Origin of the sequence: Agrobacterium albertimagni AOL15, from assembly GCF_000300855.1 — a bacterium.
Lineage (GTDB): Bacteria > Pseudomonadota > Alphaproteobacteria > Rhizobiales > Rhizobiaceae > Allorhizobium > Allorhizobium albertimagni.
This window is the reverse complement of the sequence record NZ_ALJF01000003.1, coordinates 136,581-160,427: the sequence shown is the minus strand read 5'-3', so window position 1 is coordinate 160,427 and position 23,847 is coordinate 136,581. Positions and strand designations below refer to the sequence as shown.

Below are 23,847 nucleotides of genomic sequence, written 5' to 3'. Positions count from 1 at the left end.
TCAGAACTGGAAATAGAGGAATGGTGAGGCCGACTGCTCGGCGAGGCGTGCGATCGTCACCGCCAGGAGAGCGGTCATTGCGAGCGGATAGGCGATCGACGACGTTGCAATCACCGTGCCATCGGCCGCCACCTGCGGTGTCCCGATAAGCGGCACGCGGTCCGGATCGGTCAGGTGCTTGAAGCGGGGCTCCATCACCACGGCCACGACGGCAATCATGATGAAGACGAGGTGCTCCTGGTTGACGCTTGCTAGGAATTCCAGGCTCGGCGCCATGCCGTTCAGTCCGAGCATGCCGGCATAGACCGAGAAGGCTTCGCCAACGCTTGCGGCGCGGAACATGACCCAGCCGATGACGACGAGCAGGAGAGTTGCCGGGACGGTGAAGGCTTTGTTGAGCCCTGCACGGGCGTATCCCGTGTAACGCTCGACTGCCAACCAGCCGCCGTGCCAGGCCCCCCAGAGGACGAAGGTCCAGGCGGCGCCGTGCCAGAGGCCGCCGAGCAGCATGACCAGGAAGAGGTTCAGGTAGGTGCGCAGCGGACCCATGCGATTGCCGCCGAGCGGGATGTAGAGATAGTCGCGCAGCCAGGTCGAGAGGCTGATGTGCCAGCGCTGCCAGAACTCGGTGATCGAGGCGCTGACATAGGGCGTGTCGAAGTTGCGGATAAACTTGAAGCCCATCATCAGGCCAAGGCCGATGGCCATGTCGGAATAACCGGAGAAGTCGAAATAAAGCTGCAGCGTGTAGGCGGCGGCGCCGAGCCAGCCCTCGACGAAGGTGACGTTGCCTGATGCGAAGGCTGCGTCTGCAACAGGGGCGATCGAGTCGGCGAGGAGGACCTTCTTCGCGAGACCGATCGTGAAGACACCGAGACCGGTCGAAAAGAGAGCAAGGCTATGGGTGCGGGAATGGAATTGGTCAGCCAGATCCTTGAAACGCAGGATGGGGCCAGCGATCAACTGGGGGAAGAGCGCAATGAAGGCGGCAAAATCGACGAAGTTGCGGGTTGCCGGCGTGTCCTTGCGGTAGACGTCGATGACATAACCGACGGCCTGGAAGACGTAGAAGGAAATGCCGATCGGCAGGATCAGGCGCCAATGGATTCCGAGCTCATCAGGCGTCGTGCCGAGCAGGGCGGCAAAGCTGTCGACGAAGAAGTTCAGGTATTTGAAGACGCCCAGAACCGAAAGGCAGCCCACGACACCGAGAATGAGGGGGATCTTCGCCTTGACCTGGCCTTCCCACCGCTCGATCATCAGGCCACAGCCATAGGCCCAGGCCGTCACGCCGACGAAGAGCAAGAGGAAGTCCGGTCGCCACCAGCAGTAAAAGAGGTAGGACCCGATCAGAATGGTCCAGGACTTGAACCGGTCCGGGGTCAGGTAATAGGCGGCCAGGAACAGTGGCAAAAAGAGAAACAGGAAAGTCTCTGACGAGAAAACCATTGTCAGCTCCCGGTCTTGCAGTCCACCGGATCGGCGGATGGCGTGTTGGCGTGAATGGTGAGGGCGCGACTGTCCGAGTCGGGGCCTGCGGCTGCCCGCAGGAGATGCGGCACATAGGGGGCGAATTCGCCGTCGAGCAGGATCGGCGACTGGCCGCCAAAATCATTGGCCGTCAGCGCCACTTCGCTCGCCGCGCCGCCATGAATGCCGGACTTGTTGCCAGAAAAGACATTGCCGTCGACGACGACGCGGGCATTCTCATCCTGGTCGATGATCGAGACACCCGCGCCGGCATTGGCGACGAGATCATTGCGCGACAGGGTCAACGCGTGGCTGGCGCGCAGCTTGATCCCGACCTGACTGTTCGACAGCACGATGTTGTCGGCGATCGTCACGCAGGCGCTTCGAACGACGGAGACACCGCCGCGTCCATTGCCCGACAGAAGATTGCCGGTGATCGCAATGTCGCGCGCATCGTTGGCGACGAAAATGCCGCTGCCGCGATTGCCGATCAGGATGTTGCCGGTAACGTCGATCGAAGAACTGGTGTTCTGCACATCGATCGCCTGGGCCTCGGTGGTGCCGGTGATCACGTTGTCCCGGATTTGTGCCCCGGTGACGCCTTTCAATGCGATGGCCGGGCCTGTTCCGCCGGAAAAGTGATTGTTCGAAACGACCACCCGATGGGTGTTTTCGAGGCTGATGCCCGACATGTTCTCGAAGCTGCTATCCGTCAGATAGGAGGCAATCTTGGAGGGGAAGAGGGCGGCGCCGAGCACGGAGAGGCCGCTGGTTGCGCCGGAATCCCCAAAGCCGAGGTTTTTGAAGTGGGCTCGCCGGGCCTGCACAGCGCCGGTCATCGCGGTCGCCACGAAGGGACGGAAGGCGTTGAGAGCCGGGTTGGTGCCGTCCGAAGCGGCGAGTTCGCCGCCGTCCACGGTCAGAAGCCCCGAATTCAGGATGAAGGCACCATCCTCCGTCGACAGCTCGAGAGACTGCCCGGGGGCAATCACAAGCGCGGAATCGGACCAGATGACGATCGGCCAATGGGAGACGACTTTCTCTCCCTTCTGCTGCAAAGCGCCGGGATGACTGTTTGCTGCTTCGGCCAGCAACTGGTCGAGCGTCATTGAGCCGCCGCGGATGAAGAGCGCCGGTGCCGCGCGGTTGGCCAGCGCCTTTTCGATCTCGACATTGAAATGCCTTGCCGTCTGCAAGCGCAGCTGGGCCAGCATGAAGTCGATGGGCACCGTATGCAGCTTGCCGGCGGTCGCGAGGCGGTCGAGGGCGAGGGGGGGTTCAGCGCCGTCCTGCCGAACCTCGGCCAAGCGACCGGAGAGGAGCGCGCGCACGTCGTCCTTTCGGGAGGCGGGGTCGCGAAGCTGTCCTCTGATCTCCGAAACTGTCCGGGTCAGTCCGGCCACGTCAGCGTGGCTGATGCTCTCGGCGCGCAGGCCGGGAGCGGTCGACGTCATCAAGAGTGTCAGAAGAAGAGAGAGCCCCTTGCGCATTGCCATTCCTCAGCTGTGCACGAGTTGCAGGGTGGCCACCGCATCGACGGATGTGGCGACAGCGACTTCGCAGACGACTTCGACCAGCTGCATTTCGGTTTCGGGGCCGCAATAGATCGACGCCGCCTCGCCGGCTGGCACCTCGAAATTGTCACCCATGCGCAGCGGCCGGGTGACCGCACCGGTCTTCAAAAGCCCCGATCCTGTCGTGACCGTCACCATGCGGTGTGACGAGGCATCTTCTGCGATCGGCAGCATGGTGCCGGGGCGCAGCGTCATCATTCGCAGCTCGTAGCCCGGGCCCGACTGGACACGGCGGACCTCACCCCAGGCCATCTGGTTGCGCATGTGCTGGGCGAGTTCGCGGCGCTTGATGCTTTCGAGCTTCTTGACGATCTGCTTGACCTGCTGGGCCTGATCCCGCGTCGTGATGAGCAGGGCATCGTCGGTGTCGACCACGACCACATCGTCCATACCGACAACGGCAACCAGCTTGCTCGATGCACGGACATAGGAGTTGCGGGTGTCGATGCTGATGACGTCGCCGCTCAGGACGTTGCCGTCCTCGTCCTTCTCGGCGATGTGGTGCAGGGCATTCCAGGCTCCGGCATCGCTCCATGCCACGAGGAGGGGAGCGATCACGGTGCGGGGCGAATGTTCGAAGACGATGGACTCGGTCGGCAGATTGGCGGCCGGCTGCAGAGCCTCGGCATTGAGATAGAATGCGTGCTCGGTCTCGAAGCCATGATCGAGCGCGTTCTTCACGGCCTCGAAGGTCGTTGGATCGAGGCGTTTGAACTCTTCGATCAGGACGTCGGCGCGGAAGAGGCTCAAGCCCGAGGCCCAGTAAGCGCCGCCGGCGTCGATGAGGGCCGTTGCCACTTCCACCGGCGGCTTTTCGATGAAGCTCGACACCTTTCGGGCGCAGGTGAGATCCTCGAGGGCGCCGCCGTCGACGATGTAGCCATAGCCGGTCTCCGGGTATTCCGGCGGAACACCGAAGAGGACGATGTGGCCCTGTTCGGCGGCCCTGCGGGCGGCGAGCACGTTGGCTGGCAGGTCTCCCTTGACGATGTGGTCGGAGGGGATAACGCAGATCAGCGACGCCGGATCGGTCTTCGCAAGTGTCAGGGCGGCTGCGAGGACGGCCGGACCGGTGTTGCGCGAGATCGGCTCGGCGAGAACGCGGGCCGGGCACTTGAGGTCGCTCAACTGGCGTAGCACGGTTGCGACATGGGCGCTGCTGACGGCAACGATCGGGTCGGCGAAGCCCGGCGCGCGATGGCGTTCCACGGTCGCGTGGAAGAAGGTGGTCTCCGAATTGCCGTCGATGCGTTGGAACTGCTTGGGATGTTCCGTGCGCGACAGAGGCCAGAGGCGAGTGCCGATTCCTCCGCAGAGGATAAGGGGGTGAACGTCTTGCATGGCTGCTCCTGTGAATCCGTTGGAGTGATTGCGCGGGATAGTCTGCCTGGACGGGGTACTCAGCTTGCCGCTCCTTCGCTGAACCACTGGCCAAGCTTCTGGCGGAGCGTGAAGATGCGCTGGCTGATGATGCGGACGGAGACGGGGGAGCCGATGGCTTCGCTGCCGAGTTCGGTATTCGGCTCGATCAAGGCACGCATCTCGCCTTCGTTGCCTACCGCCGTCAGGGCTTCGGCATTCTGGGCGAGGCTGCCGAAGGCGACCTTGCCATCCGAGAAACGCAGTTCGGCGATGTCACCGGAGACGAGTTGCTTGGCCTGATCGGCGGAAACGACGGCCTGCACGATCGGGGTTGCCGTTTCGTCGACAACCTCGACGATCGCGTCGCCGGCCATGACCGTCGAGCCTTCACCGGCGCGGGTCGGCAGGATGCGGCAATCACAGGGCATGTTGACGCTGAGCGTCGTGCCGGAAACCGATTGAAGCGTGTAGAGCACTTCGCCGCGGGTCGCGCCTAGGTCGAGATAGGAAATCTGGCCGCTGGCAATGGCACGCAAGGGCTGGCCGCCGGCAGACAGCACCGCAAGCTGCTTCACTTCCTTGGAGAAGACGCGCTCGTAGACGAGGTTGGCGGCGATCCCGGCAAGGGCAAGGCTGAAGGCAACAGTTGCCGCCATCTTGAGGCCGCGACCGACGATGTTGCCGATGCTCGCCTGACCCGGCTGCTTCTTGCTGCCGCTGACTGCGGCCCTCTCTCGCAGGCTGATGATGCCGTCCACCGAGGTGATGTCACCCGCGATATAGCTGTTCAGGAGGTAACGCAGGGTCGGCAGGTGTTCGCCGGTCGGCTCGAGGAAATCGAGGCGTACCTCGCCGGTCTCGGCATGTGTGCGGCTGATGCGGACATCGACCTGCAGGGAAATCGTGTAGCCATCGAAATCGAATCTCAGGACGGCAATGCGCTCCCTGCCCTCGAGTTCCGGACCGGCAAGGCCGGAGACTGTGGCGGAAACGAGCGAAAGGCTGCGGCCGGTGAACTGGCGACCGTCGATCACGGTGACGAAGGGGATGTTGGTCTTCGGGTGTTCGGTGCCCGTGTCGAGCAGGATCGGGAAGCTTTCTGCCTGTCCGGCGTAGCCCTTGGAAGCGGTGTCGCGTACGGCCTTCGTTTCGATATCCATGGTTACGGTCCTTAACGGGTTAGATGATGTTGCCGACATAGGCCACGCCGAGGATGAGCCATCCGAGGGCAAGGCAGTGCATGTAGGTGGAGCTCATCGCGCGCCAGCGCTGGCCAAGTGGGATGGTCCGGTTTGAGCCGGAGCCCGACTGACGGGTCCATCTCTGGCGATCGAGGCGGAAGAGGATGAAGCTCTTGACGATCGCGCCGCCGACCTGGCTGAAATAGAGCAGGAAGGGGTAGGTGATCGGGAAGCTCTCGCCGCGGAAGGCCATGATAACCGTGCAGAACAGGTAGCGGGTGAACATGACCCAGGCGATGTAGATCGGCAGGATCCAGGGGCTGACGAAGAAAGCGGCCAAGAGGATGCTCGCGGGGCCGGCCAACGTCGTCCAGATCGACAGCGCCTGATCGAGGATCGACCACCAGGTGAAATAGCCGATGCGCGAGGCGGGAAGGGCGAGCGCCCGAGCGTTGGTGCGCAGCATGTTGCCGAACCAGCGGGTCATCAGCGTCGTGGCGGATTCGAAGAAGCCGTCCTTGGGCTGGGTCTCGATCGACAGGGTGCAGAGATCCGGCAGGTAGAGCATCTTGTAGCCGCGCTGCAGCAGCCAGAACCAGGTGGACTTGTCGTCGCCGGTCAGGAAGTGGACGCGGCCGAGACGCCAGTGGTCGATGAAATCGTTGCGGACGAGGTCGACGAAGCCGGGATCGGTCGCAAGGCTCGCTCGGAAGATCGACATGCGGCCGGTAAGGGTGAGCACACGTCCGCCCAAAGACATCGACGACATCATGACGTGGCGCTGCGAGAAGCGGAGGTCGAACCAGTCGCGGAAGAGGCGGCCGCCCTGGGTGTCGCTGAGTTCGTCGGTGGTGACTGCACCGATGCTCGGATCGGTGAAGAAGGGAATGCTGCGGTCAACGACGTCATGCGGTACGCAGCTGTCGCCATCGACGAAGACCACGATGTCGTTGCGGCCGGGGTTGAGTCTGGCGATCGAGCGGAGCGAGGTTGCGAGTGCATCACGCTTGCCGGTACCCTCGATTTTATCGATCTTCAGGCCGACGCTCGCTTCGCGGCCGGGATGGTGGAGGGCAACCGATGCCATGACCCGACGGATGAGGCGCGCATCCGCCTCATCGACGATGGAGGCGACAATGGTCGCGCCGCCGGTTGCCCGGAAGGCGGCCTCGAAGATCGAGCGATAAACGCGGGTCGAGATCTCAGGGGCGATCTTGTAGGTCGTGACCAGGAAGTAGGCATGATCCTTCAAACCCCGGGCTGTGTACGCCTCGGCGGCCTGACGGCGCCGCCGAGGATAGGCGAAGTTGAGGAAATAGGCGGCCCGCGCCAGGTTGATCCCGGCCCAGGCATAACGCCAGGCGCCAATCAGTCCGACGGTGATCAGCGTGCCGGAAACCGCGGATACGGTCGGGTGCGGCACGCTGAGCGCCAGGATCGTCATGGACAAGAGATAGATGACATGGGCCAGCATATCGGCGCTCCTTACCAGCAGATGCCCTGGTAGGTGCCGGACGAGCGGATGTCCGGCCGGATGCGCAGGAGGTCGACCATCGGCACCTTATCGCTCGACTGGTCGAGTGCCTGCATGGCCTCGGCGTAGTGATTGCCGACGAGGATGACATCCGAGGAGTCGATGAGATCGTCGAGTTCGCCGACCAGTCGGTTTTTCAGATCGATCGAGGTGTCGTTGCCGCGGCCTGCACCGCTCATGCCCTCGGCATAGGCCTGCTGGACGAAGGGATCGTAGATCTTGAGGTCATAGCCCTTGGCGATCAGACGGGAGGCGAGGCTTGCCAGCGGGCTCTCGCGGAGGTCGTCGGTGCCCGTCTTGAAGCTGATGCCGACCATCCCGATCGTCTGGCCGCCCATTTGGGAAACCATGGTTTCGGCGCGGTCGATCTGGGCCTCGTTGGCTTCGAGGACTGCGTCAAGAAGGGCGCTTTCCACATGCGCTTCCTTTGCCAGATGGCGGAGCGCACGTACGTCCTTGGGCAGGCAGGAGCCACCGAAGGCGAAGCCCGGACGCATGAAGTAGGGGGAAATGTTGACCTTGAGATCCGAGCACAGGATCTTCATCACCTGCTGTCCATCGACGCCGCAGGCCTTGGCGATGTTGCCGATTTCGTTGGCGAAGGTGACCTTCACGGCGCGCCAGGAGTTGCTGGTATACTTGATCATCTCGGCGGTCGCGAGCGGCACCGAGTGGCAGACGCAGGGCAGACCGGCATTGATCTCGTGCAGGATCTTGTCGGTCGTCTCATCGATCGCACCGAACACGATCAGACCCGGATCGTAATAGTCTTCGATGGCCGTGCTTTCGCGCAGGAACTCGGGGTAGTAACCGACGCCGAAATCCTTGCCAGCGATAAGTCCGGACGCGGCTTCCAGGGCGGGGATGCAGACCTTGTCCATGGTGCCGGGCACGATGGTCGAACGAACGACGACAGAATGGTAAGCTTTCTTGCGAGCGATCGCCGCAGCAATCGCTTCGCAGGCCTTGACCACGTAGGTCAGGCCGACGGAACCATCCGGCGCACTCGGTGTGCCCACGCAGACAAAGGACAGATCGGTCGCGGCGATCGCCTCGCCGATATCGAGTGTGGCGCGCAGGCTGCCATTGGCCACCGTCATCTCGATCAGCGGTTCAAGGCCCTTTTCGACGATGGGGGTCTTGCCGCGATTGATCGTATCCACCTTGGCAGGATCTATATCCACCGCGACCACTTCATGGCCGTCCTTTGCCAGGCATGCCGCGGCGACGACGCCGACATAACCGATCCCAAATACGCTGATCTTAGCCATTTGCTGCCCTCTATCCGGTCGGCAGAACCCGAGCTTGGGGCTTGCCGATTGTTAACTTCCGTTAATGTCGGCTGTAGAATTGGCAGTATTGCTGCCCTGTTCAAAGTCAGGAAAATACGACGTTTGTCAGGAATTTCCCGTCTTTTGAAAAGTAAATTTCAGAATTTCATGATAAACAGAAAATTAAAATGCAAAAAAGCCGCAATCAAAATGACGCGGCTTTTCTAATATGTGCGTGGAAAATACTAGTGCTGCAGCCAGCCTACGCTTATCGCGTAATTTACAATATCTGACCTGGTCCGAAGATCGAGCTTTTTTATTGCTCTATACTTATATGTCTCGACCGTCTTTGCGCTCAGCTGAATGTCCGCTGCGATCTCTTTCATCGCTTTGCCGAGTGCCACATGGCGAAGGACGAACTCTTCCTTCATGGACAGCTTCCGCTGGTCGATTGCGCAGGGTCTGGACGGTCGATCCGACAGCGCAAGCACTGTTTCGTCGATGACGACATCTCCGGCATGGACGCTTTTGATCGCGCGCAGGAGGCGTGGGCTGGCGACCGTCTTCGTGACCACACCACTGTAGCCACGGTTTATGTAGGTTTCTCCAGACTGCGTTTCTCGCGCATCACAATAAGCGATCAGCTTGGTTCTGACGCGAAGGTCCTGCATTTGCAGGCCGCATTCGGAGAGAAGTCCGTCCAGGAAGTTCGGGTCCGCCACGATCACGTCGGGCTCGAGCTTTTCGATGGCTTCGCACAGCTTTTGATTGCGTTGCGGCAGGATAATCGCATGCAGTTGGCGGGTAGAGTTGATGAGGAAGTTCAGCCCGTCGATGAGAACCGGGTTGTCGTCCAGAACCAGCACCCTGATCTTGCTAGTGTAATCCATTGCAGCTCCAATCTTTCGACAACGCCACAAAACCCTTCTTCGGTCACAACCGGTTGAACAAGTCTCACCCACCTAGCCAAGTGCGGGAATGGTCCGGGAGAACGTCCATGGTGTCAAGATGTTGCAGTGCCGCGAAAATTCTAGACAAATTGTTGGGCTGCAAAATCCGGTTTTGGCATGTCATGTCACTTTTGCGAAAAAATACGTATTTCAATCAGTGCATTAGTTGGCTTCTCAGTGAGCTGTAAATCGGTTGCGGATGGTACCAATGCAATTTTGCGCTGCGAAAAATTGTATCTTTTTGGCGCACCAGCGGTCCTTTCGATAGCTGCTTTATAAGGAATGACAGATGAGAATTTCGCCTGGGCCGGGCTCAAAGCCACTGTGAAATCCGGCAGGAATGTGGCGATTTCGCCCATCGCCCGCGTTGTTCCGTCATCTCTTACGTCGCAATCTCCTTGTTGCCTTTCACGACGCCTGACGGAATCGTGATTTGGCGAAGGCTAGAGAAGTTATCGGGCAAAATTGCAGCAGCGACATCGCTGTCGCAAAATGACCAGAAAACGAAGGAGGCGCCGGGCTGTTGGCCGCGGCGCCTCGCAAGAATTTCTGCTTCCGTTGGTTGTGTTGTGAGAGCGCCCCTCAGGCCGCGGTCTCCAGGGCCTGCAGATCACGTCTTGCAGCGTAAGCAGGGGCTGCTGCCTTGCCAATATCGACGTGCGACAGGACCTCGTCGGCGAAGGCCCGTGCGTTCAGGATTGCCTTTTCGCCGCCCGCGGTCGGGGCATTGTCGAGCTTTCGAAGCGGGCGATGCATGTCGAACATTTCCCGGAATGCGGCGCGTTCGGCAATCGGTGTGTCGAAGACGCGGATATCCTGCGCCGACAGCAGACGCTTCACCGCCTGCATCGAACGGGTCGTAATGGCCGGATTGACTCGGGACAGGACGACGGAATGCGGAATGCGAATCCCCGCCTTGCGGTCGAGGTAGCGCAGGAGATCAAGCACCTGGGCGCCACCCTGAGCGTCCATGCTCGAGCCCTGGATCGGAACGATGACGTGATCCGACAGCCCAACGGCCGACGCGAGCAGGGGTGACTGGAGGCCGGGAAGGTCGACGATGACGAAATCCCACTGGCTGCGGCGCTCGTGGACGATCTTTTGAATGGTTGGTGCGGAGACATAGGTCTCGACGGAAAGCCTCGGCATCAATGCAGCGCCTTCGTACCACTTGGAGAACCACCGCTGGGGGTCGGCGTCTATCACGCAAACTCGGTAATTGCGGTGGAGAAGTTCGGTGGTCAGAAGAAGGGCCGCAGTCGTCTTTCCTGCGCCGCCCTTCGTATTCGCGAAGGTGATCACTGCCATTGGGTATTCCTGTCTCGAATAGCGGGAGCCGGAATCGCTCATGCGGAGGCACAGCCATCGTGCATCGGGAAATATAAAGAAAACTGGTTAACAGGAAATTACGAAAATTGGGGTGGCGGCGCTGTAACCCCTGTATTTCAGGGCTTTCGCGTTCTCCTGCTTCGCCTATACTCGGCCAGTGCTTTTCGACCATGTTAACCTTTCGGCCCCCGATGTCCTGACGAGGGGCTGCGAAGTGTAGCTCAAGGTTATGCTGCAGCGCACAACATATAATAGTACTTTTGGACTTTACAGGTCTCGAACCTTTGCCTATGCATAATGCCAGGCACCGTGGAGGCGGTGTCTTTTCAAGGGAGGACATCATGACATTTCTTCGCAAGCTTGCGCTCAGCGCAAGCGTGATCGCACTCGGCTGCTCGTCTGCCATGGCTGCAGACCTGACCGTCGGCTTCTCGCAGATCGGTTCGGAATCGGGCTGGCGCGCTGCTGAAACTTCCGTCACCAAGCTCGAAGCTGAAAAGCGCGGCATCGAACTGAAGTTCGCCGATGCCCAGCAGAAGCAGGAAAACCAGATCAAGGCCATCCGCGGATTCATCGCCCAGGGCGTTGACGCCATTCTCGTCGCTCCCGTCGTCGCAACCGGCTGGGAAGACGTTCTGACCGAAGCCAAGGAAGCCGAAATCCCGGTCATCCTGCTCGACCGCGGCGTTGACGCTCCGCAGGATCTTTACCTGACCTCGGTCGCTTCCGACCAGGTGAAGGAAGGCCGTGTTGCCGGCGAATGGCTGGTCAACACCGTCGGCGACAAGCCGTGCAAGGTGGTCGAGCTGCAGGGCACCGTCGGTTCGACGCCTGCCATCAACCGCAAGAAGGGCTTCGAAGAAGCGATCGCCGGCAAGTCCAACATCTCGATTGCTCGCAGCCAGACCGGCGACTTTACCCGCGCCAAGGGCAAGGAAGTCATGGAAGGCTTCCTGAAGGCCGAAAATGGCGGCAAGGACATCTGCGCGATGTATGCCCACAATGACGACATGGCCGTCGGCGCCATCCAGGCGATCAAGGATGCCGGCCTGAAGCCGGGCACTGACATCCTCGTCGTTTCGATCGACGCCGTTCCGGATATCTTCGCTGCCATGGTTGCCGGCGAAGCCAATGCCACCGTGGAACTGACCCCGAACATGGCAGGCCCTGCCTTCGATGCGCTCGACGCATTCCTGAAGGACGGCAAGCAGCCGGAGAAGTTCATCATCACGGAATCCAAGCTCTACACGCCTGCGGACAACCCGCAGGGCGAGTATGACAACCGCAAGGGCCTCGGTTACTAAGGTAACCCTCCCGGCACGACCCCGCCAGTTCCTGGTGGCGGGGTCGCTGTCGCTTTCTCCCGGCTTCAATCGGGGATAGCTTCGTGGGAGTGGGGGAAGAGGCATATGACCGAGCATCCATCGATCGTGCTTGCGGCGGCGGGCATCACCAAGACATTCGGCAATCATACGGCGCTCGACGGCGTCGATATCGCCTTTCATCGCGGCGAGGTGCATGCGCTGCTCGGCGAAAACGGCGCCGGCAAATCGACGCTGATTAAAATCCTGACAGGCGCCTATATTCCCGATGGAGGCGTGATCTCCGTCGATGGCGAAAACGTCAATTTTACCACGCCGCAGCAGGCCCAGGCACTCGGCATCGGCACGGTCTATCAGGAGGTCAACCTCCTGCCCAACATGACCGTCATCGACAATCTCTTCATCGGCCGACAGCCGACAAACCGTTTCGGTCTGGTCGACAAGCGTCGGATGGAACGGGAATCGCGCGAAATCCTGACGACCTATGGTCTCGACATAGATGTGAAGGCGGAGCTTTCAACCTTTTCCGTCGCCGTTCAGCAGATCATTGCCATCGCCCGTGCCGTCGAGCTTTCCGGTAAGGTGCTGATCCTCGACGAGCCGACTGCTAGTCTTGACCGATCCGAAGTCGAGAAGCTGTTCGGCATCGTCCGGCAGCTGCGTGATCGTGGCCTCGCCATCGTCTTCATCACCCACTTCCTCGATCAGGTGTTCGAGTTGTCGGACCGCGTGACGGTCCTGCGCAACGGACGTCTTGTCGGCACGCAGGCCATTGCCTCGCTTGACCGCACCAGCCTGGTGCGCATGATGCTCGGCAAGGACCTGGCTTTTCACCATCCTGATGTTCTCGGCGAAGAGGGCGAGGTCGGCGAGACACTGATGGAATTCGAGGGCTTTGGCCTCACAAACAGCGTCCAGCCCTTCGATCTCAAGATCCATCGCGGCGAAGTCGTAGGTGTCGCCGGTCTCCTCGGTTCCGGCCGTACAGAAATGGCGCGGCTGATGTTCGGCATCGACCATGCCGATAGCGGCGCGATCAAGATCGACGGCTCGACACGGCAGGTCCGCAATCCGCGCGAAGCCGTCGAACTCGGCTTCGGCTTCTGCCCGGAAGACCGCAAGATCGACGGCATCTTCGGCGACCTCTCGGTTCGCGAGAACATCGTCATCGCCATGCAGGCGCGGCTTGGCTGGTTCAAGGCCTTGAACCGCGACGAGCAGCTGGAGATCGCCGGCAATTTCATCGAGGCGCTCGACATCCGCACGGCGTCTGCCGAGCTTCCCGTCAAGCTTCTCTCCGGCGGCAACCAGCAGAAAGTGATCCTTGCCCGCTGGCTTGCTACCGATCCGCGGTTCCTCATTCTCGACGAGCCGACGCGCGGCATCGATGTCGGCGCTCATGCCGAAATCGTGCGCATGATCAGCCGGTTGCGCGAAGACGGCCTCGCGCTGGTCGTCATCTCGTCCGAGCTCGACGAAATCGTCAGTTATTCCTCGCGTGTCGTCGTCATGCGTGACCGCAAGATGGTCGCCGAACTGCATGGCGCCGACATCACCCCGGGTGTCATCGTCCAGACCATTGCCGCCCAGCCGGCGGAGGCCGAGGCATGAAAAGGCTTTCCATGTCCCGCATCATTTCCCCACAGCTTCTGGCTCTTGCCGGCGTGCTGTTTTTTAACTGGCTGGTCTTTCCCGGCTTCTTCAATGTGACCTGGCAGGATGGCCGGCTGTTCGGCAGTCTGATCGACGTCATCAATCGTGGTGCGCCGGTGGCAATCCTTGCGATCGGCATGACGGCGATCATTGCCACCAAAGGCGTTGATCTCTCGGTCGGTGCCGTGATGGCGGTTGCCGGTGCGGTTGCCGCCACCTGCGCGGTTGCCGGGCAGCCGTTGATCGTGACACTCGCGGCAGCGCTTGCCGTCGGCATTCTCTGCGGTCTTTGGAACGGAATTCTGGTCGCCTATCTCGGCATCCAGCCTTTCGTCGCCACACTGGTGTTGATGGTGGCGGGGCGAGGGGTGGCGCAGCTGATCACCGAGGGCTCGATCGTCACCTTCTCCGATCAGGCACTTATTTTCGTCGGGACCGGCAATCTGTTCGGTCTGCCTATGCCGGCTGTCATTGCCATCGTGCTGATGGTGGTCGCGCATTTCGTGATGCGCCGGACAGCCATCGGCCTCTTCATTGAAGCCATTGGCATCAATCTGTCGGCGGCCAACTATACCGGTTTGCGCAGCAAGGTCGTCATCCTCTGCATCTATGCCTTCGGTGGCTTCTGTGCCGCGACGGCCGGCATCATCGCGGCCGCCGATATTCGTGGGGCGGACGCCAACAATGCGGGCCTCTGGCTCGAGCTCGATGCGATCCTTGCGGTCGTCATCGGTGGCACTTCGCTGCTCGGCGGTCGCTTCTCGATCCCGATGTCGGTGCTCGGCGCGATCATCATTCAGGCGATGAACACCGGCGTGCTCGTCTCCGGCTTTCCGCCGGAGTTCAACCTGATCGTCAAGGCGGGCATGATCATCATCATCCTGGTGCTGCAATCGGCCCGGATCGCCCAGGTGCTCGGGCGCAAATTCGGCCCGCGTCAGGCACCCGCCACGACACCGACCCAGACCCAGACCCAGACCAAGACCCAAACTTCGGGACAGGCAAGATGAATCCGCGTTATCGCCCTCTCGCCGCGACCACCCTCATCTTCGTGATCGCTTATGCCATCTGCATTTCCCAATATCCGGGCATGTGGTCGACGCGCGTCTTCGGCAACTTTCTGACCGACAACGCCTTTCTCGGCATCGCTGCCGTCGGTGCGACCTTCGTCATCATTTCCGGCGGCATCGATCTCTCCGTCGGGGCTGTGATCGGCCTGACCGGCGTCATCACGGCCATTCTGATTTCCTGGGTCGGCCTGCATCCCATGGCGGTCTTTGCAATCGTTCTGGTTCTGGCCGCAGCCTTCGGGGCGTCAATGGGGGCGGTCATTCACTTCCTGCAGGTGCCGCCCTTCATCGTGACGCTGGCGGGCATGTTTCTGGCGCGCGGCATGGCCTCGGTGCTCAGCCAGGATTCCATTCCGATCGATCACGAGTTCTACCGAACCATTTCCAGCCTCTACTACCGGCTGCCCGGTGGAGGACGCCTGAGCTTCATCGGTCTCTTGATGCTCGGCACCTTCCTCGTCTTCGGGTTCATCGCCCACAAGACGCGGTTCGGCTCCTATGTTTATGCGATCGGCGGCAATGCCAATTCGGCATCACTCATGGGTGTGCCGACCGGGCGCGTGACGGTCGGCATCTATGCCCTGTCGTCCTTCCTTGGCGGGCTCGCCGGCATCGTCTATTCGCTTTACACTTCTGCCGGATACCCCTTGGCGGCCGTTGGCATCGAACTTGACTCGATTGCAGCCGTGGTGATAGGCGGAACCCTGTTGACGGGCGGTTACGGTTTCATCTTCGGAACCCTGATCGGGGTCATGCTGCAGGGCCTCGTCCAGACCTATATCGTCTTCGATGGGACGCTCTCCAGCTGGTGGACTAAAATCGCCATCGGGTTCCTGCTGTTCATGTTCATCTTGCTTCAGAAGCTGGTGTTTACCGCGCAGACCGGGCGTACGCGCCTGAAGAAGGCCCCTGCATGAGTGAGCCGGGGAGCCTTCTTCGCTCCCTGTCCGGGCGGTCGACGGCGCGTAACTATCATTCGCATGTGATCAACGAAATTGGGGCCGGAGTTATCTCCGGCCGTTATCCGATCGGCACCACTTTGCCGAACGATGCCGAATTGATGGAGGAATTCGAGGTCTCGCGCACGGTGTTGCGCGAGGCCTTGAAGACTTTGGAGGCTAAGGGGTTGCTCGAAGCCCGCCCGAAAGTTGGCACCAAGGTCGCCAAGAAGAGCCGCTGGAGCCTTTATGATCCGCAGGTTCTGGCTTGGCATCTGGAAGCCCCTGTCGATGCCGAGTTCCTGTCGGGTCTGCACGAGGTGCGTCGCTCGCTGGAGCCGCAGGCCGCGGCCGAAGTGGCACGGCGCCGTACCGCCGACCAGATCCGCCTGATGCTCTACTGGATCCACCAGATGGAGACCTCGCTCGGTTCGCTGCAGAATTTCGCACTCGCGGATTTCGAACTGCACCGCATCATCGCGGATTCGGCGCATAATCCCTTCGTGCGGGCGTTGTACGGCGTCATCGAGCTTGCCCACGCGCTTGCTTACAAGGCGCTGATGGCGGCACCGGATCCATGCCTTCTGGATGCGCTCCTCGAGAAACACCGGTTGCTGGTCAACCGGATCGAATATGGCGACGAAGCCGGAGCGAGAGCTGCCATGCTCGAAACTATCGAGCACGACCGCAAGGTCGCGCAGCGATCCGGCTGACAAGGGCCCGGTATCAGCGCGAAACGGTAAGGTCAGAGGGCGAGCGCGTCCTTGAGCGTGCGGGCTTCGGCCATGGTGAGATCGAGATCGGCCTCGATGTGATCGATGTGATGCAGCATGAGATGGGTCGCCTTCTCCACCTCGCCCTTTTCCAAGGCGTTCAGGATTTCGTCGTGCTCGTCATGTCCGCAGCTGGAAATGCCGGTGCGGCCATAAAGCGCGATGACGAGGGATGAGCGGGCGACGAGTTCGTCCATGAACTTTTCCAGCACCTGATTGCCAGCCACCTTGGCCAACATGAGGTGGAAATCGCCCGATGCCTTGATCTCGGCGCGTCTTGCATTCGCGCCGCGTTCTGTGCGGTACCGCGCCTCTTCCTTCAGGTGTTCGCGCAGGGCTGCGATGTCGGATGACGTGATGCGCTCGGCGGCGGCCGCAATAATGCCGGCCTCGATCAGGCGGCGCGATGCAAAGACCTGGCGCGCCTCTTCCGTGCTCGGATTGGAGACGAAGGCGCCGCGATTGCGTTCCGTCCTCACCAGTCCCTCGAAGGCCAGCATCTGCAGCGCGTCGCGCACGACCGTTCGGCTGACATCGAAGAGGGTGCCGACTTCTGCTTCGGAGAGCTTGGTTCCCGGAGCAAGGCGTCGGTCGACGATCGCGTCGCGCAGGGCGTCGCGGATCGCGCGGGCGCGGTCTTCAAGGTTTGGGTCGAGTTGCTTGTGGAGTGAGCTCTTGGCGGTCATGGGATCATCCGGTGTCTCATCGTCTTTTACCTCGCAGTTCAATCTTGCGAAAGGTCTGGCGGACGCGAAATCGATCCAGGATTGCATACAATATAGATTACGATTTGACAGCAATCGATTAATTCGTGTGCATGCAGTCGCCTTGACTGCTCATTCCTTTTGCGGTGCAGCAAGTGCCTTCTTGGGATTCAAGCACTTAGCGGCGCTGCGTCGAACTGGCACGGCTTATGCATTGTCCCTGACGAGACGAAGGAGCCGTCATGACGAAAGCCGCCGAGATCGAACTTGCTGCAGTGACCAAGGTTTACGGTGCCGCCACTGCAGTTCATGCCATCAGCCTCAAGATTCCGGCCGGCACTTATTGCTGCCTGCTCGGACCCTCCGGCTGTGGCAAGACATCGACGCTCAGAATGGTCGCCGGGCATGAAAGCGTGTCATCCGGCGATGTGCTCTTTGGCAATGCGAACGTGACGGACCTGCCGCCTGCGCAGCGTGGCACGGCGATGATGTTCCAGTCCTATGCACTCTTCCCGCATCTCGATCTTGTCGACAATGTTGCGTTCAGCCTGAAGATGAAGGGTGTCGACAAGGAGGCGCGACGCGCGCAAGCGCTTGAAATGCTCAAGCTGATGCAGCTGGAGGCCTATGCCGAGCGTCGCCCGGCCCAATTGTCCGGTGGGCAACAGCAGCGCGTGGCGCTCGCCCGTGCCTTGATCACAAGGCCCGAGGCACTGCTGCTCGACGAGCCGCTCTCGGCACTCGACCCATTCCTCAAGATTCGCATGCGCGCCGAACTGAAGAAGCTGCAGACCTCTCTCGGCATCACCTTCGTGCATGTGACCCACAGCCAGGAGGAGGCGATGGCGCTTGCCGATCTGATCGTCGTGATGAACGAGGGGCGCATCGAGCAGGCGGATACGCCACGCGCGGTCTTCGAGCGGCCCGCGACGGCCTTCGTCGCCCGCTTCATGGGTGACCATAATGTACTCTCGGGACGCATCATGGAGCGGACGGCCGAGGGTCTCTTCATTGAGGTGATCGGCGGCGGACGGTTTTTCGCACTCGGCGCAGCACCGGTCGACCATGACCAGGCCGATATCGCCATCCGCACCGATCACGTGCGGATAGGGGCGGCGCCAGCGGATGGGCTCGGCTTCGACGGCATCGTATCGAATGTCGAATATCTCGGCGCCAAGGTGAAGCTGACCGTCACCACCGCCTTCACCGACGAATTCACCGCTGTCCTTACGGACGCGGCCTTCTTCGCCTCTCCGGTTCGCGTCGGGGAAGGCGTCACCCTGTCATGGGATCAGCCGGATTCGATCGTCCTCGGACGTATCGTGAAGTGAAGCCAAACCAATAAAACCAGGAGAACAGTGCAATGTCAGACAGCAGCAAGACGAAGAAGGGCGTGTCCCGCCGTACATTCCTGAAGACCGCATCGGCCGCCGCCGGCCTCGCCGCCGGTTCGGGCGCGATCACCGGCTTCCCGACGATCTGGGCGCAGAACCCGATCACGCTTCGCCAGTTCGGCACCGGTGTGTCGAACATCAATGCGATCGCCCAGAAGTGCAAGGAAGACCTCGGCATCACGCTCGAGATGACGGCGACCGATTCCGACGCGGCAGCCCAGCGCGCCGTGACCCAGCCGAACTCCTACGACATCGCCGACATCGAATACTGGATCCTGAAGAAGGTCTATCCGACCGGCGTCATCCAGCCGATGGAAACGTCGAAGCTCAAGTTCTACGACAAGGTCGTGCCGCTGTTTAAAAACGGCAAGCTGCTGCCCGACAGCGTGATCGCCCAGGGCACCGCGCCGCACACCGTCGGTTACGTCGAGAGCAAGGATGCCAAGACCTTTGCATCGGGTGAGACCGAACTCTTCACGATGATGCCGACCATCTACAATGCCGACACGCTCGGCATCCGTCCGGATCTGGTTGGCCGCGAGATCACCTCCTGGGCCGACATCATGGACCCCGCCTTCAAGGGCAAGACCTCGATCCTCAATATCCCGTCGATCGGCATCATGGATGCGGCGATGATCTGCGAAGCCATGGGCATCATCAAATATGCCGACAAGGGCAATATGACGAAGGCCGAGATCGATACGACGATCGACTTCCTGATCAAGGCCAAGCAGGACGGCCAGTTCCGCGCCTTCTGGAAGTCGTTCGACGAGTCGGTCAACCTGATGGCCTCTGGCGAAGTCGTCATCCAGTCGATGTGGTCGCCGGCTGTTGCCGCCGTGCGCTCCAAGGGCATCGCCTGCAAGTATCAGCCGCTCAAGGAAGGCTATCGCTCCTGGGGCGGTGGCCTCGGTCTTGCCGCACACCTCACCGGCGCGCAGCTCGACGCGGCCTATGAATACATCAACTGGTACACGTCCGGCTGGGTCGGCGGTTACCTCAACCGTCAGGGCTATTACTCGGCCTGCATGGAAACCGCGAAGGAATTCATGTCCGCCGACGAGTGGGGCTACTGGATCGAAGGCAAGGCTGCGACCGGCGACATCATGTCTCCGGAAGGTGCCGTTATGGAAAAGGCAGGTGCTGTCCGCGACGGCGGCTCCTTCGAAGAGCGCATGGGCAAGGTCGCCTGCTGGAACTCCGTCATGGACGAAGACCGCTACATGGTCCGCCGCTGGAACGAGTTCATCGCAGCTTGATTTCTACCCTCCCCTTGAGGGGGAGGGTCGGAGCGAAGCTCCGGGGTGGGGTGAACGTCTGCAATAGATCCAATGGATCACCCCCACCCGCGACTTCGCCGCGACCTCCCCCCCTCTAGGGGGAGGTGGGCCACAGATCCCTTCTCCCCGCTTGCGGGGAGAAGGTGGCGGCAGCCGGATGAGGGGCAACCTTCCCGGTCCGCTCTTTTTGAAGCGACAGGAGACCTGACATCATGGTGGAAGTGCGATTTCTGGGTGTCGGCGAGCCGAAGCCGAAACGCGTCATCCGTGTGCCGCTTAGGCTCGTATCCTATCTGCAGGCGACGCCGCTTATGCTCATTCTCGGCTGCTTCCTGTTGCTGCCGATCCTGATGATCGGCACGGTCTCGTTCTGGGACTACGACTTCGCCCAGATGTATCCCGACTTCGTCACCTTCAACTACACCGAGACACTCGGCTCCTGGGTCACCTGGAAGATCTATTTCAACACGCTGAAGTTCGCCTTCATCGTCTGGGCCATCACACTCTTCGTCGGCTTTTGGGTCGCCTATTTCCTGGCCTTCCACGTCCGCACTTCGACGATGCAGAGCGTACTATTCCTCGTCTGCACGGTGCCGTTCCTGACATCCAACATCATCCGCATGATCTCCTGGATCCCTGTGCTCGGGCGAAACGGGTTGATCAATACGGCGCTGGTGAATGCCGGCATCGTGCCGCAGCCGATCGAGTGGCTGCTCTATTCCGATTTCGCCGTGGTGCTCGCCATGGTGCATCTCTATACGTTGTTCATGGTCACCCCGATTTTCAACACGATGATGCGCATCGACCGATCGCTGCTCGAAGCGGCGCGTGACGCCGGCGCCAGCGGCTGGCAGATCCTCACCAATGTCATCATTCCCTTGTCGAAACCCGGCATGGCGATCGGTACGATCTTTGTGGTGACGCTTGTCATGGCCGATTTCTCCACCGTGCAGGTCATGTCCGGCGGGCAGAGCGCGTCTGTCGCGCTGATGATGAAGAACCAGATGTCGCTGCTGCAATATCCGGCAGCAGCCGCCAATGCCGTCGTGCTCTTGGCGCTGGTCCTGCTGATGGTCGCTGCCATTCTTCGCGTCGTCGATATCCGGAAGGAGCTTTGAGATGAACACCGAGAAACGGTCGCGCGAATTCTACGTGCTCGCCATCTTCTTCACCCTCTTCGTGCTCTTCCTCTACGGCCCCTTGTCGGCAATCGTGATCCTCTCCTTCCAGGGGCCGAATGGTGGGTTGACCTTTCCGCTGAACGGGGTCTCGCTGCGCTGGTTCGCCAACCTGTTCGAACAACAGGCGGTCGGTGATTTCGGCGGCTCGTTCCGGCGCTCGTTTGTGCTCGGCGTCATGGTCATGGTCGTGACGGTTGTCGTCTCGCTGCTCGCGGGTCTCGCCTTCCGTCGCAAGTTTCGTGGGGCGACCGCGCTCTTCTATCTCTCTGTTGCCAGCCTCGTCGTGCCCTCGATCATCATCTCGCTCGGTATCGGCGTCTTGTTCAGCCAGCTTGGTTTCCAGCCTGCCTGGTACACATCCGGTTTTGGGGCACATCTCACCTGGACGCTGCCCTTTGGCGTGTTGATCATGTTTGCGATCTTCAACCGCTTCTCGCCTGCTTATGAAGAAGCCGCACGCGATCTGGGTGCCACTTCCTGGCAGACCTTCCGGCATGTGGTGCTGCCGATGATCGCACCGCCGCTGATCGGGGTCGGGCTGTTCGGCTTCACGCTCTCCTATGACGAATTCGCGCGCACGTTGATGACGTCCGGCACCTACAACACGCTGCCGCTCGAGATCTACGGCATGACGACCAATGTCACGACGCCTGTGCTTTATGCGCTTGGTACGGTGACCACGCTCTTCTCCTTTCTGGTGATTGCGGGAACGCTTGGGCTCATCATGGCCATGAACCGCCGTCGGGGGCGGGCCTAATCGCATGAAAATTGCCGTCATCAATCCGAACACGACTGCCAGCATGACTGCGACCATCGCGGATGCTGCACGGCGCGTGGCCCATGCCGGAACCGAAATCGTGGCGGTTACCTCGTCCATGGGGCCTGTCTCGATCGAGGGCTATTATGACGAGGTCTTTGCTGTTCCTGGACTACTGGTGGAAATCGCCAAGGCCGAACGCGAGGGGGCAGATGCGATCGTCATTGCCTGTTTCGACGATACGGGGCTGGATGCAGCCCGGGCGCTGGCTGCTATCCCGGTCATCGGCATCTGCGAGGCAGCGGTCTCTACAGCCGCATTCATAGCCCAGCGTTTTTCGATCGTGACCACCATGGAACGCTCGCGACTGCCGGTCGAACATCTCGTGCATCGCTACGGCATGGGCAGCCGATGCAAGGTGCGGGCGGCGGATGTGCCTGTTCTCTCGCTCGAAGATCCGAATTCCAACGCCCGCGACCGGTTGCGCAGTGAGATATCGGCAGCGCTCAAGGACGACAGGGCCGAGGCGATCGTGCTCGGATGCGCCGGCATGGCCGATCTGACAGCAGCACTCCGGCAGGAGTTCGGCGTGCCTGTGGTCGACGGCGTGGCGGCAGCCGTGAAACAGGCGGAAAGCCTCATTGCACAGGGCTTGTCGACCGCCAAGCGTGGCGCCTATGCGACGCCCGTCACCAAGACCTATCACGGTGATCTCGCCCGTTTCTCTCCCGCTGCCATGGGCGTATGAGCGTGGCGGAGGATGGGCAGATCAGGGTCCTGACGGCTGGCGAAGTCGAGGAGCTCGTCGGCTGGGCGGCGCTCGAAGGCTGGAACCCTGGGCATGGCGATGCCGCAGCCTTCCGTTCCGCCGATCCTGAAGGCTTCATCGGTTGTTTTGTCGACGGACGGCTCGCTGCCGGGATTTCGTCCGTGCGCTACGGCGACGGATTCGGCTTCATCGGGCTCTATATCTGCCATCCGGACTTTAGGGGTAGAGGGCTCGGACGGCGGGTCTGGGATGCCGGCATGGCGCATCTTGCTGATCGTGTCATCGGCCTCGACGGGGTTGTCGAGCAACAGGCGAATTATGGCCGCATGGGGTTTGTGCCCGCCTACGACACCGTGCGCTGGAGCATCGAGCGCATGCCGGCCCTGCCTTCCAGCTTCGCCCAGTGTGAGGCGATCAGTGAGGGTGATGTCGCCGAGATCCTCGCACTCGACGCGGCCTTCTTTCCCGCGCCGAGAACAGACTTCCTTTCAGGCTGGCTCAAGCCGCCGCGTCGTGCCTTCCTCTGCCGCAGACAGGGTTTGGTGGCCGGCTATGCCGTGATGCGACCCTGCCTTAGCGGCTACAAGATCGGGCCGTTGTTTGCCCTGGATGGACGGACGGCCGAGGATCTCCTGAAGGTCTGCCTTGCAAATCTCAAGGGCGAGGAAGTGCATCTGGATGTGCCCGACTATCAGGACGGTTTTCGCTACCTGCTCGGCCGCCTCGGCTTCAAGCCGGGGTTCAAAACAGCGCGCATGTATCGGGGCGAACCGCCGTCTGTGCAGAAGACGGGCGTCTATGCGATTACGACGCTGGAACTCGGTTGAAGTATTTCAATCGCCCATGCCAGAGGGAGCTGCGAGCGGCAGCATATGCTTGTAGATGCCGGGCGACGAGCCGGGGATGGCGATGGCACCGACGCTCTTTTCATAAAAGCCTATGGGCCCCGCGCCGCCAATGATCGCATAGCCATAACCCTGGTCGCGCATGTCGAGCAGTGTGCGGATCAAGAGGGCATGGCCGATGCCGCGACCGCGGGCTGCCTCGTCGACGCCGGTCGGGCCGAAAAAGCCTTTCATCGTGGCCTCGTGGCAGGCAAAGCCGAGCAGCGTTTCGCCTTCATGGGCAATCCAGCAGGTGACCGGCTGGCGCATGATCGCGGCCGTCGCTTCGGACGCCCAGCCGGCGCCGAAGCGGGGCTCGATCCAGGCGGCGATCCCGGAAAGTTCGGGTACCAGAGCGCGCCGGATGGTCACGCCCTGGGTCGCCATGCGCTGCTCAAGGGCTGGATCAGCCTGAAGTTCGTAGAGTTTTACGAGCATGTCTGCGGCCATG

General features: G+C 61.0%; 22 protein-coding genes. 11 read left to right on the top strand and 11 right to left on the bottom strand.

The genetic code is table 11. The features are described 5' to 3' along the window. The 9 genes from QWE_RS03970 to QWE_RS03935 form a co-directional block, all read right to left on the bottom strand. Entirely contained in the window at positions 1–1,449 is a 1,449-nt protein-coding gene (locus tag QWE_RS03970; protein WP_006724791.1) for an MBOAT family O-acyltransferase, read from the bottom strand. Between the two features lie 2 nt (positions 1,450–1,451). Continuing rightward, complete coding sequence (locus tag QWE_RS03965) at positions 1,452–2,960, bottom strand: NosD domain-containing protein (RefSeq protein ID WP_006724790.1); 1,509 nt, start codon at positions 2,958–2,960, stop codon at positions 1,452–1,454. A gap of 9 nt (positions 2,961–2,969) precedes the next feature. After that, positions 2,970–4,385 carry a mannose-1-phosphate guanylyltransferase gene (locus QWE_RS03960; protein WP_006724789.1) on the bottom strand — a complete coding sequence of 472 codons (1,416 nt, stop codon included), beginning with the start codon at positions 4,383–4,385 and terminating at the stop codon, positions 2,970–2,972. 59 nt (positions 4,386–4,444) lie between these two features. Continuing rightward, positions 4,445–5,566 (bottom strand): hypothetical protein, encoded by a 1,122-nt coding sequence (locus tag QWE_RS03955; RefSeq protein WP_006724788.1) that lies wholly within the window; start codon positions 5,564–5,566, stop codon positions 4,445–4,447. Positions 5,567–5,585: 19 nt separating this feature from the next. Further along, positions 5,586–7,061 (bottom strand): glycosyltransferase, encoded by a 1,476-nt coding sequence (locus QWE_RS03950; protein WP_006724787.1) that lies wholly within the window; start codon positions 7,059–7,061, stop codon positions 5,586–5,588. Positions 7,062–7,072: 11 nt separating this feature from the next. Beyond that, on the bottom strand, positions 7,073–8,392 hold the full coding sequence (locus tag QWE_RS03945; protein WP_006724785.1) for a nucleotide sugar dehydrogenase: 1,320 nt from the start codon (positions 8,390–8,392) through the stop codon (positions 7,073–7,075). A 245-nt stretch (positions 8,393–8,637) separates the two neighbouring features. Beyond that, on the bottom strand, positions 8,638–9,282 hold the full coding sequence (locus QWE_RS03940) for a response regulator transcription factor (protein WP_006724784.1): 645 nt from the start codon (positions 9,280–9,282) through the stop codon (positions 8,638–8,640). Between the two features lie 185 nt (positions 9,283–9,467). Then, complete coding sequence (locus tag QWE_RS25200; protein WP_157790669.1) at positions 9,468–9,701, bottom strand: hypothetical protein; 234 nt, start codon at positions 9,699–9,701, stop codon at positions 9,468–9,470. Positions 9,702–9,924: 223 nt separating this feature from the next. Next, on the bottom strand, positions 9,925–10,650 hold the full coding sequence (locus QWE_RS03935; protein WP_006724783.1) for a ParA family protein: 726 nt from the start codon (positions 10,648–10,650) through the stop codon (positions 9,925–9,927). Between the two features lie 362 nt (positions 10,651–11,012). On the opposite strand from QWE_RS03935, the gene ytfQ reads away from it, so the two are divergent. The 5 genes from ytfQ (at position 11,013) to QWE_RS03910 (ending at position 16,367) form a co-directional block, all read left to right on the top strand. Continuing rightward, complete coding sequence (gene ytfQ, locus QWE_RS03930; RefSeq protein ID WP_006724782.1) at positions 11,013–11,975, top strand: galactofuranose ABC transporter, galactofuranose-binding protein YtfQ; 963 nt, start codon at positions 11,013–11,015, stop codon at positions 11,973–11,975. Positions 11,976–12,080: 105 nt separating this feature from the next. Next, positions 12,081–13,604: a sugar ABC transporter ATP-binding protein gene (locus tag QWE_RS03925; RefSeq protein ID WP_006724781.1), complete on the top strand. Its 1,524-nt coding sequence runs from the start codon at positions 12,081–12,083 to the stop codon at positions 13,602–13,604. After that, a complete protein-coding gene (locus QWE_RS03920) occupies positions 13,601–14,656 on the top strand; it encodes an ABC transporter permease (RefSeq protein ID WP_006724780.1) in 1,056 nt (351 codons plus the stop codon). Before QWE_RS03925 ends, QWE_RS03920 begins: the two co-directional genes overlap by 4 nt. Beyond that, positions 14,653–15,633, top strand: a complete 981-nt coding sequence (gene yjfF / locus QWE_RS03915) for a galactofuranose ABC transporter, permease protein YjfF (protein ID WP_006724779.1) — start codon at positions 14,653–14,655, stop codon at positions 15,631–15,633. The genes QWE_RS03920 and yjfF overlap by 4 nt, the downstream gene beginning before the upstream one ends. Further along, on the top strand, positions 15,630–16,367 hold the full coding sequence (locus QWE_RS03910) for a FadR/GntR family transcriptional regulator (protein ID WP_006724778.1): 738 nt from the start codon (positions 15,630–15,632) through the stop codon (positions 16,365–16,367). The genes yjfF and QWE_RS03910 overlap by 4 nt, the downstream gene beginning before the upstream one ends. Positions 16,368–16,399: 32 nt before the next feature. Here the strand turns inward: QWE_RS03910 and QWE_RS03905 are convergent, their stop codons facing one another. Then, on the bottom strand, positions 16,400–17,113 hold the full coding sequence (locus tag QWE_RS03905) for a GntR family transcriptional regulator (RefSeq protein ID WP_006724777.1): 714 nt from the start codon (positions 17,111–17,113) through the stop codon (positions 16,400–16,402). Between the two features lie 260 nt (positions 17,114–17,373). Here QWE_RS03905 and QWE_RS03900 point away from each other — a divergent pair, with 260 nt between their 5' ends. The 6 genes from QWE_RS03900 to QWE_RS03875 all read left to right on the top strand — a co-directional run bounded on the left by QWE_RS03900 (position 17,374) and on the right by QWE_RS03875 (position 23,339). Continuing rightward, positions 17,374–18,462, top strand: a complete 1,089-nt coding sequence (locus QWE_RS03900; RefSeq protein ID WP_006724776.1) for an ABC transporter ATP-binding protein — start codon at positions 17,374–17,376, stop codon at positions 18,460–18,462. A gap of 32 nt (positions 18,463–18,494) precedes the next feature. Continuing rightward, positions 18,495–19,784 (top strand): ABC transporter substrate-binding protein, encoded by a 1,290-nt coding sequence (locus tag QWE_RS03895; protein WP_006724775.1) that lies wholly within the window; start codon positions 18,495–18,497, stop codon positions 19,782–19,784. 233 nt (positions 19,785–20,017) lie between these two features. Then, complete coding sequence (locus tag QWE_RS03890) at positions 20,018–20,923, top strand: ABC transporter permease (RefSeq protein WP_006724774.1); 906 nt, start codon at positions 20,018–20,020, stop codon at positions 20,921–20,923. Position 20,924: 1 nt separating this feature from the next. Beyond that, positions 20,925–21,743 carry an ABC transporter permease gene (locus QWE_RS03885; protein WP_006724773.1) on the top strand — a complete coding sequence of 273 codons (819 nt, stop codon included), beginning with the start codon at positions 20,925–20,927 and terminating at the stop codon, positions 21,741–21,743. A gap of 4 nt (positions 21,744–21,747) precedes the next feature. After that, on the top strand, positions 21,748–22,491 hold the full coding sequence (locus tag QWE_RS03880; protein WP_006724772.1) for an aspartate/glutamate racemase family protein: 744 nt from the start codon (positions 21,748–21,750) through the stop codon (positions 22,489–22,491). Next, positions 22,488–23,339, top strand: coding sequence for a GNAT family N-acetyltransferase (locus tag QWE_RS03875; RefSeq protein WP_006724771.1), 852 nt, complete (start codon positions 22,488–22,490; stop codon positions 23,337–23,339). Before QWE_RS03880 ends, QWE_RS03875 begins: the two co-directional genes overlap by 4 nt. Before the next feature lie 6 nt (positions 23,340–23,345). Here the strand turns inward: QWE_RS03875 and QWE_RS03870 are convergent, their stop codons facing one another. Beyond that, the gene (locus tag QWE_RS03870) at positions 23,346–23,846 is read right to left on the bottom strand and encodes a GNAT family N-acetyltransferase (protein WP_006724770.1); all 501 of its coding nucleotides are present in this window, start codon (positions 23,844–23,846) and stop codon (positions 23,346–23,348) included. Position 23,847 lies beyond the last annotated feature (1 nt).

What these genes read in the sequence shown, in the direction of transcription:
- QWE_RS03955 (WP_006724788.1), bottom strand. Translation starts at nt 5,566, where the DNA reads ATGGATATCGAAACGAAGGCCGTACGCGACACCGCTTCCAAGGGCTAC.
- QWE_RS03965 (WP_006724790.1), bottom strand. Translation starts at nt 2,960, where the DNA reads ATGCGCAAGGGGCTCTCTCTTCTTCTGACACTCTTGATGACGTCGACC.
- QWE_RS03875 (WP_006724771.1), top strand. Translation starts at nt 22,488, where the DNA reads ATGAGCGTGGCGGAGGATGGGCAGATCAGGGTCCTGACGGCTGGCGAA.
- QWE_RS03945 (WP_006724785.1), bottom strand. Translation starts at nt 8,392, where the DNA reads ATGGCTAAGATCAGCGTATTTGGGATCGGTTATGTCGGCGTCGTCGCC.
- QWE_RS03950 (WP_006724787.1), bottom strand. Translation starts at nt 7,061, where the DNA reads ATGCTGGCCCATGTCATCTATCTCTTGTCCATGACGATCCTGGCGCTC.
- QWE_RS03890 (WP_006724774.1), top strand. Translation starts at nt 20,018, where the DNA reads ATGGTGGAAGTGCGATTTCTGGGTGTCGGCGAGCCGAAGCCGAAACGC.
- ytfQ (WP_006724782.1), top strand. Translation starts at nt 11,013, where the DNA reads ATGACATTTCTTCGCAAGCTTGCGCTCAGCGCAAGCGTGATCGCACTC.
- QWE_RS03910 (WP_006724778.1), top strand. Translation starts at nt 15,630, where the DNA reads ATGAGTGAGCCGGGGAGCCTTCTTCGCTCCCTGTCCGGGCGGTCGACG.
- QWE_RS03960 (WP_006724789.1), bottom strand. Translation starts at nt 4,385, where the DNA reads ATGCAAGACGTTCACCCCCTTATCCTCTGCGGAGGAATCGGCACTCGC.
- yjfF (WP_006724779.1), top strand. Translation starts at nt 14,653, where the DNA reads ATGAATCCGCGTTATCGCCCTCTCGCCGCGACCACCCTCATCTTCGTG.
- QWE_RS03880 (WP_006724772.1), top strand. Translation starts at nt 21,748, where the DNA reads ATGAAAATTGCCGTCATCAATCCGAACACGACTGCCAGCATGACTGCG.
- QWE_RS25200 (WP_157790669.1), bottom strand. Translation starts at nt 9,701, where the DNA reads ATGGGCGAAATCGCCACATTCCTGCCGGATTTCACAGTGGCTTTGAGC.
- QWE_RS03925 (WP_006724781.1), top strand. Translation starts at nt 12,081, where the DNA reads ATGACCGAGCATCCATCGATCGTGCTTGCGGCGGCGGGCATCACCAAG.
- QWE_RS03895 (WP_006724775.1), top strand. Translation starts at nt 18,495, where the DNA reads ATGTCAGACAGCAGCAAGACGAAGAAGGGCGTGTCCCGCCGTACATTC.
- QWE_RS03970 (WP_006724791.1), bottom strand. Translation starts at nt 1,449, where the DNA reads ATGGTTTTCTCGTCAGAGACTTTCCTGTTTCTCTTTTTGCCACTGTTC.
- QWE_RS03905 (WP_006724777.1), bottom strand. Translation starts at nt 17,113, where the DNA reads ATGACCGCCAAGAGCTCACTCCACAAGCAACTCGACCCAAACCTTGAA.
- QWE_RS03870 (WP_006724770.1), bottom strand. Translation starts at nt 23,846, where the DNA reads ATGGCCGCAGACATGCTCGTAAAACTCTACGAACTTCAGGCTGATCCA.
- QWE_RS03940 (WP_006724784.1), bottom strand. Translation starts at nt 9,282, where the DNA reads ATGGATTACACTAGCAAGATCAGGGTGCTGGTTCTGGACGACAACCCG.
- QWE_RS03935 (WP_006724783.1), bottom strand. Translation starts at nt 10,650, where the DNA reads ATGGCAGTGATCACCTTCGCGAATACGAAGGGCGGCGCAGGAAAGACG.
- QWE_RS03885 (WP_006724773.1), top strand. Translation starts at nt 20,925, where the DNA reads ATGAACACCGAGAAACGGTCGCGCGAATTCTACGTGCTCGCCATCTTC.
- QWE_RS03920 (WP_006724780.1), top strand. Translation starts at nt 13,601, where the DNA reads ATGAAAAGGCTTTCCATGTCCCGCATCATTTCCCCACAGCTTCTGGCT.
- QWE_RS03900 (WP_006724776.1), top strand. Translation starts at nt 17,374, where the DNA reads ATGACGAAAGCCGCCGAGATCGAACTTGCTGCAGTGACCAAGGTTTAC.